Here is a 7,102-nt window from a genome sequence, read left to right on the forward strand (position 1 = left end):
CGCTGGCGCGGGCGGCGGTGGCCGGGCGTCCCGAACGCCTGCTGGTGCGGGCCAGCACCGGTGCGCCGGGTTGGGCGGCGGTGCCCTGGGTCGCGTGGTTCGCGCCGCATGTGACGCGCAGCATGCGCCACGGGCTTTACGTCGCCTGCTTCGTGAACGCCCCGGACGAACGGATCGTGCTGTCGCTGCAGCATGGCGCGGCGGACGCGCTGCGCGAGCATGGCCACGACGCGGGCCTGCGCCATCTGCGCGACCGGGCGGCACGCACGCGGGACGGCCTGCCGGGACATGGCTTTGACACGAGGCCCATCGCCTTGGGGTCGGACGCGACGCTGCCGCAGGGCTATCAGGCCGGCTGCGTCCTGTCGCGCAGTTGGGATGCGGCGGCGCCCGATCCGGAGGGGTTCGACAGGGCGCTGATACGGATGCTGGACCTGTATCGCGCGCTGGTCTAGCGGGTGCCTGCGCGGCGGGTGGACAGGATCAGGTTCGTCTCGGATGTCATGACGCCGTCCAGGTCGCGGATGCGGCGCAGGACGTCGTCCAGTTCCGACAGCGACCCCGCCGCCAGGTCCACGATCAGATCCCACCGCCCGTTCGTCGAATGCACCGCCGTCACCTGCGCCATCGCGGTCAGGCGGGCCATGATGCGGTCTGCGCCCCGCCCCTCGATCCCGATCAGCATCAGGCCGCGGACCGGCGCATCCTGCGCATCGGCGCGGGTGATGGCGGTGAAGCCCAGGATATCTTGCCGCTCCAGCAGCCGGGCCAGGCGCAGGCGGACGGTCGCGCGGCTGACACCCAGCCTGTCCGCCAGGTGCAGCACCGAGGCCCGCCCGTCGCGGCGCAGCTGCGCGATCAGCGCCTGATCCAGATCGTCCATAATGGCACCGTTCCCCGCCAATATGGCCAATGATCCCGCCATTCCTGCTGCCTGTCCAGTTGAAACCGACCCATATCGCGCAGCATCATGGACGAAACCCTGCAGGAGAAGACCGATGACCCCGCCCTCGCGCCAGGCGCTTGTTCCCTTTGTCAGCGTCGATCACATGATGCAGCTGGTCCATCACGTGGGCATCGAGCCGCTGCTGGTCGAACTGGCCGACGCGATCGAGGCCGACTTCCGCCGCTGGCCCGATTTCGACAAGACCCCCCGCGTCGCCAGCCATTCCGACATCGGCGTGATCGAGTTGATGCCGACATCCGACGGACAGCATTACGGGTTCAAATACGTGAACGGCCATCCCGGCAACATGCGCCAGGGGCTGCAGACGGTCACCGCCTTCGGCGTGCTGGCCGATGTCGCGACCGGCTATCCGCTGCTGCTGTCCGAGATGACCATCCTGACCGCGCTGCGCACCGCCGCGACCAGCGCCATGGCCGCCCGCTGGCTGGCCCCGCGCGATTCGCGGGTGATGGCGATGATCGGGAACGGCGCGCAGGCCGAGTTCCAGGCCCTGGCCTTCAAGGCGATCTGCGGCATCACCGAGGTGCGCCTCTACGACATTGATCCTGCCGCCACCGCGAAATGCGCGGCGAACCTGGCCGGGCGCGGGCTGCGCGTCGTCCCCTGTGCCAGTGCCGAGGAGGCGATCCTGGGCGCGCAGATCGTGACGACCTGCACCGCGGACAAGCAATATGCCACCATCCTGTCGGACAACATGGTGGGCGCGGGCGTGCATCTGAACGCGGTCGGCGGCGATTGCCCCGGCAAGACCGAACTGCACCGCGACATCCTGCTGCGCGCGGGCATCTTTGTCGAATACCCGCCCCAGACCCGCGTCGAGGGAGAGATCCAGCAGCTGGACCCCGACCATCCCGTGACCGAACTGTGGCAGGTCATCGCGGGCCACGTGCCCGGCCGCACCCACGCCGACCAGGTCACCCTGTTCGACAGCGTGGGATTCGCGATCGAGGATTTCAGCGCCCTGCGCCACATCCACAAGCGCCTGCAGGGCACGGGGCTGTTCCTGGACCTGGACATGATCGCCGATCCCGACGACGCGCGCGACCTGTTCGGTATGCTGTGTCGCGCGGCACCCCGGCAGGACGCCGCCTGATGTGATCGCCTGCGGCACGATCGCGAATTGCGAAGCCGCAGGTTCCGCCTTAGCTGATCGGCATGTCCATCCAGATCACCCGCCCCATCGGCCCGATCCTGCTGCTTGACGACGTCGCCCTGGGGCGGATGTCGCTGTCGGCCCTGTTCATTATGCCTGGCGATCAGTCCCCGGCCCCGGTCGCCGCGCCCTCAGGTCCGGTCGCGCCTGTGGCGCTGGCCCGCTATGACGGCGCCACCGTCTGGCGGGCGCGATTCGCGCTGCCTGCGGACCGGGCCTCGACCTATGACTGGGATGGCCAGCGGTTCGAGGTCGCGAGCGATCTGACCGGGGATCTGCGGCTGGCCTATGTCTCGTGCAACGGCGAGGAGGTCGGCGACATGGACCGCGAGGGGTCCGAGCGCAACGCCATGTGGGCGCGCCTGCGCGACGACCACCGCCGCGCGCCCTTCGCGCTGCTGCTGCATGGTGGCGATCAGGTCTATGCTGACGAGGTCACCGAGGGCCACCCGCTCAGCGACGACTGGCCTGACCGCGTGCCCGACAGCCCGTCGCCCCAGGCGCTGGACGGCCTGCGCGCGCATCTGCGCCAGCGATTCTTCGACCGCTATGCCGCGCTTTATGGTGCGCCCGAACTGGCCTGGCTTGCCGCACGGGTGCCGTCGCTGATGCAGTGGGACGATCACGACATCTGCGACGGGTGGGGCTCGCTTCCCCGGTCGCGCACCGAATCGGCGGTGGGACAGGCGCTGTTCGCCGCCGCGCGCGACAGCTTCCTTCTGTTCCAGCACTGCACCGTGGCGGGCGATCTGCCCGCCCGCTTCGCCGACCCGCAGGGCGGGCATCTGGGCTGGGTGATCAACGCGCCCGGCCTGCGGCTGCTGGCGCCCGACATGCGGTCCGAACGCACGCGGCGCGACATCATGGGGCCGGGCGGCTGGCAGATGATGGACGCGGAGGCGCGTCGCCAGACGCAGGGCCGCACCATGCTGATGTCCAGCGTGCCCTTGCTGGGGCCGCGCATGTCGATCCTGGAAGCGCTGATGGTGGCCATTCCGCGGATGCAGAAATACGAGGACGACCTGCGCGACCAGTGGCAAAGCCGCACCCATCGCGACGAATGGCGCCGCATCCTGCGCCTGGTGCGCGACATGGCGCGCCGCGACGGCCATGACGTGACCGCCCTGTCGGGCGAGATCCACCTGGCCACGCGGGCCGAGATGGACCTGGGCGGCGGGCTGCATCTGCATCAGCTGGTGGCCTCGGGCATCGCGCATCGCGCGCCGCCAAAGGGCTGGGCCCGGTTTCTGGGCGCATTGGCCTGGCTGGGAGAGGACCCGCTGCCGGACCATCCGATCCGCATCCGGCCCCTGCCCGGACAGCGCCACCGCTACATCGCGCAGCGCAACTTCCTGGTGCTGGACCGCCGCAAGGGCGCATGGCAGGCGGCCTGGGACCTGGAGGACAGCGGGCGTACCCCTGCCCTGCCGCTCTAGAACGACAAAGGCCGCCCGATGGGGCGGCCTTTGGCTCTCGGATCATGGTGCCGCAGAAGGGACTCGAACCCCCGACCCCATCATTACGAATGATGTGCTCTACCAGCTGAGCTACTGCGGCATTCTGGTCATGGCGCGCGGATAGCATCTTCGCGCCATGACGAAAAGGGGTCAGCTGCGAAAAATTCGCATCACCGGATCAGCGCCGTGCGCGGGTGTCCGTCCAGTCCGCCGCATCCGTCGGTTCGACATCGGGGCGGACCATGACCGGTTCCGCGGCCGGGGTGGCAGCCTGCTCCGGTTCGGGCAGCGGCGCGGGCTGGGGCATGGGCTCCGGCTCGGTGACCAGCACAGGCTCGGGCGTGGTCACGGTCGAGGACGGCTCGTCGATGACCCGATAGTCACTTTCGCGCGGGACCATGCCGGGGGCGACGACCGCCTGCTCGACCCGACGCGGGGCGGGCTTGCCTTCGGGCTCTGCCGGGCCGGGCGGGTGCGGCTGCACGGGTTCGGTCAGGTCCGGCACGTCATCCGCGGGCTTGGGCGCACCGACCAGCAGCGGCAGCATCTCGGCCCCCGTGGCCGATGTCGTGCTGTGCCGCGTCTCGGGTTCGCGCCAGGTCAGCGTGTCAAAGCCGCCACAGCTGTCGCAGACCGGGGCCCAGGCCTGCATGACATTGTGGCACTTGTCGCAGCACCACTGGGGTCCACGCGATGCCGACAGGGCACGGGTCAGCCAGCCACGCACGACGCTGTCGTCGGCACCTTCGCCGCGTTCGACGGCAGCCATGATCGACAGGGTCCGCACGGTCGGATGCTTTTCCGCCAGATCGCCCAAGGCGCGCCGCGCGCCGGGAAAGTCCTCTGCGGCCAGCAGCAGTTCGGCCTTCAGCAGGCGGGTTTCCTCGTGATCGGCATTCTTCTTGATCAGGGCGTCAAAACGGCGCAGGCGGGCGGCCGGGGTCTCGTCCGGGACGATCTCGGCATAGGCGGCCGCGACGTCGGGATGCGGACGCACCGACCAGGTCTTCTCCAGGATCCGCGAGGCGTTGCGGTAATCCTTCTGCGCGACATAGCTGCGCGCGGCCAGAACGGCGGCGGGGACCAGGTCCGGCGACGCCTTGGCGGCCGAGATTGCCGCCTCGCGCGCGCTGATGGAATTGCCGTGCGCCAGCACGTCGCTGGCCTCCTGCAGGGCCAGGACGGCATCGCGGCGCAGTGCCACGTCCTTGGGCAGGTCGCCCTGCGTGCGCTTGTCCTTCAGGGTCTGGCGGGCACCTTTCCAGTCCTGTTCCCGGGTCTGCAGGTCCAGCAGGGTGTCCTGAACCTCCTTGTGGCGCGGCTTCAGCGCATAGGCCTTCTGCGCCAGCAGCAGCGCCTTGTGGGTGTCACCCTCGGCCAGCTTCTGGCGCATCAGCCCGCGGATGCCCACAAAGCGGGTGCGGTCGTCGTCCAGCAGCGTGCGATAGATGCCGATGGCCTTGCCGGTGTCGCCCGACGTCTCGGCCGCCTGCGCGGCCAGAAGGTTCGTCAGATGCGGTTGGTTCAGGTACTTCGCAGCCTTCGCAGCCTTATCCTGCGCCAGCTTCCCCTCGCCCGAGGCGACGGCCAGCATTCCCTCGCCAAAGGCGGCATAACCCTTGCGCTCGCGCGAGCGGGCGAAATGTCGGTTGATGGCGGTCTCGTCGCCCACCAGGAACCGCAGGACGGCCAGTGCCAGCCCCAGCAGCTTGAAGATCAGCCAGGCGGCGATCATCAGCACGAACAGCGCCACCAGCGCCTTCAGCGGCGATAAAGCGTATTCGATGCCGCCATATTCGATGCGCAGCACCTGCCCGGTTTCGGACAGTTGGACCGCCCCCAGGGCCAAGGCCAGGACGACGGCAAAAAAGAACAAGATTTTCAGCAGTGACAACAGCATCGGGCGGCCCTCAGTTCGTGCCCGAGGACAGGTCGGACAATGCCGCCCGTGCCTGGGAATAGGCGGTTGCGCGGGACAGCCAATCGGCCATCGCGGGAGCTGCCGTGGCGGGCTCCGGCAGGGCCTGCATCTGCGTCAGCGCGGCGTCGATCCGGCCCGCCTGCACGTCGGCATCGGCCCGCGACAGGATCGCGTCGGCATCGTCGCCCTCGCGCGGTTCGACCGACCGGGCGCCCGTCTGGGCGCGCAGGAAGTTCGTTAGCAGGTTCCCCTCGCCGCTGGCGCTGGTGTCGCGCAGGCTGGCGCGCAGCGCGGCACGCGCGGCCTCGGGGAAATCGGCCTGCAGTTCGGTCAGGCTGGGCACCTGCGCCTGCAGCGCTTCGGGCGTGTCCAGCCCCGCACCTTCCAGCGCCTCGCGGGCTTGGTCGGGCGTCACGCCCGCGTCCAGCGCGGTCTGCAGCGCGGCGATGGCGGCCACGGCCTCGGCCCGGCGGGTGCTTTCGGTGGCGGCACTCTGCAGCACCTCGGCCTGGGCGCGGGTCTGCTCCAAGCTGGATTGCGCCTCGGCGGCGGCTGCCTCGATCTGCTGCTTCAGTTCGGCCGCGGCCTCGGGGTCGAAGGCCGGGCGGGCCGCCAGTTCGTCCAGGCGGGCCTGCTGTTCGTCCAGACGGTCGCGCAGGGCGGCAAGCTCCTCGGTGCCAGCAGCCGGCGTCGCGTCGCCGACGGCCTGCGGGACATCCGATTCGGGGGCGGGCTGACCAAGGGCCGCGACCTGCTCCTCCAGCGCCTCGATGCGGGGCATCAGATCGTCGGGCACGCCACCGGCGGCCGGGGCCGCGGCGATCGCCTGTTCGGCGGCCTCGCGTCCGGCCTGCGAGGCTGCGTCGATCATCGCCTGATCGTCACCCTGCTGCGCCATCGGCGCGGCAGGCAGCCAACCCGCGGGCAGATGCGGCAGCGCATAGATCGTGGCGGCGGACCCCAGCCCGGCCGCGACGACGCCGCCCAGGACCACGGGCCAGAAGCCGGTCTTGCGCACCGGCGCCGCCGCTTTCGCGGGCGTCGTGTGCGGGGGCACGCTGTCGGTCTTGGGCTGATCGGATTTGGGCTGATCGGATGTCGGGGCGAAGGGGGTGTCCTTCGGCGCAGCCTTCGCGCGCGTGCCGGGCGCGGGCTTCTTCTCCGCCGCGGGCATGGTGTCGGTGCCGTCGCCCACCAAGGCCGACGACGCGGGGCGAACCTCTCCGGGCAGGCCCGCCTGCGCGGGGGTGCCTGCGCCCACGGGCGCGTGGTCGATCACGCCGACATGGGCAGGGATCTTGCGGATCTCGGGTCCGGTAGTGGATTCGTTGGCCGGGGACTTGTCCCCGCTGATGGTGTCTTTCGGTGTCTTCACGTCCCTGTCCCCGTCTTGTGCCCGTATGGATGGCGGTCGCGCGGCACATGCGCCGGCCGCAGCCTAATCAGCGCGGGCTGAACGCTCAACCCGCCCATCTCAGCTTTGTTCCGCAGCCAGCATCGCGCGGATTGCCGCATCCATCGCCCGGCCCGACGGCTGGTCGGCGACCGCCCGGCGCGCGGCGGGCGCGGTCCAGGCCGCAGCCGCGGCATCGCTGATCGCGACC

Annotated in this window: 6 protein-coding genes and 1 tRNA gene; 3 read left to right on the top strand and 4 right to left on the bottom strand. The window is 70.2% G+C overall.

All coding sequences use genetic code 11. The features are described from left to right. A partial coding sequence (locus FHD68_RS16555) for an MrcB family domain-containing protein (RefSeq protein WP_167550423.1) occupies positions 1 to 455 on the top strand: 455 nt, incomplete at its 5' end. On the opposite strand, the gene FHD68_RS16560 is transcribed toward FHD68_RS16555, so the two are convergent. Continuing rightward, the gene (locus FHD68_RS16560) at positions 452 to 883 is read right to left on the bottom strand and encodes an Lrp/AsnC family transcriptional regulator (protein ID WP_127899149.1); all 432 of its coding nucleotides are present in this window, start codon (positions 881 to 883) and stop codon (positions 452 to 454) included. The genes FHD68_RS16555 and FHD68_RS16560 overlap by 4 nt on opposite strands. 115 nt (positions 884 to 998) lie before the next feature. Between FHD68_RS16560 and FHD68_RS16565 the strand changes: the two genes are divergently transcribed. Both FHD68_RS16565 and FHD68_RS16570 read left to right on the top strand, forming a co-directional pair. Beyond that, positions 999 to 2,060, top strand: coding sequence for an ornithine cyclodeaminase (locus tag FHD68_RS16565; RefSeq protein ID WP_127899150.1), 1,062 nt, complete (start codon positions 999 to 1,001; stop codon positions 2,058 to 2,060). A 62-nt stretch (positions 2,061 to 2,122) separates the two neighbouring features. Next, positions 2,123 to 3,556: an alkaline phosphatase D family protein gene (locus tag FHD68_RS16570; RefSeq protein WP_127899151.1), complete on the top strand. Its 1,434-nt coding sequence runs from the start codon at positions 2,123 to 2,125 to the stop codon at positions 3,554 to 3,556. A 45-nt stretch (positions 3,557 to 3,601) separates the two neighbouring features. Here FHD68_RS16570 and FHD68_RS16575 read toward each other — a convergent pair. The 3 genes from FHD68_RS16575 to FHD68_RS16585 all read right to left on the bottom strand — a co-directional run bounded on the left by FHD68_RS16575 (position 3,602) and on the right by FHD68_RS16585 (position 6,873). Next, positions 3,602 to 3,677: transfer RNA gene (locus FHD68_RS16575), tRNA-Thr, on the bottom strand. 78 nt (positions 3,678 to 3,755) lie between these two features. Next, complete coding sequence (locus tag FHD68_RS16580; protein WP_239441347.1) at positions 3,756 to 5,453, bottom strand: heme biosynthesis HemY N-terminal domain-containing protein; 1,698 nt, start codon at positions 5,451 to 5,453, stop codon at positions 3,756 to 3,758. A gap of 34 nt (positions 5,454 to 5,487) precedes the next feature. Beyond that, positions 5,488 to 6,873: a hypothetical protein gene (locus FHD68_RS16585; protein ID WP_139086252.1), complete on the bottom strand. Its 1,386-nt coding sequence runs from the start codon at positions 6,871 to 6,873 to the stop codon at positions 5,488 to 5,490. Positions 6,874 to 7,102 lie beyond the last annotated feature (229 nt).

The organism is Paracoccus marcusii (genome assembly GCF_006151785.1).
Lineage (GTDB): Bacteria > Pseudomonadota > Alphaproteobacteria > Rhodobacterales > Rhodobacteraceae > Paracoccus > Paracoccus marcusii.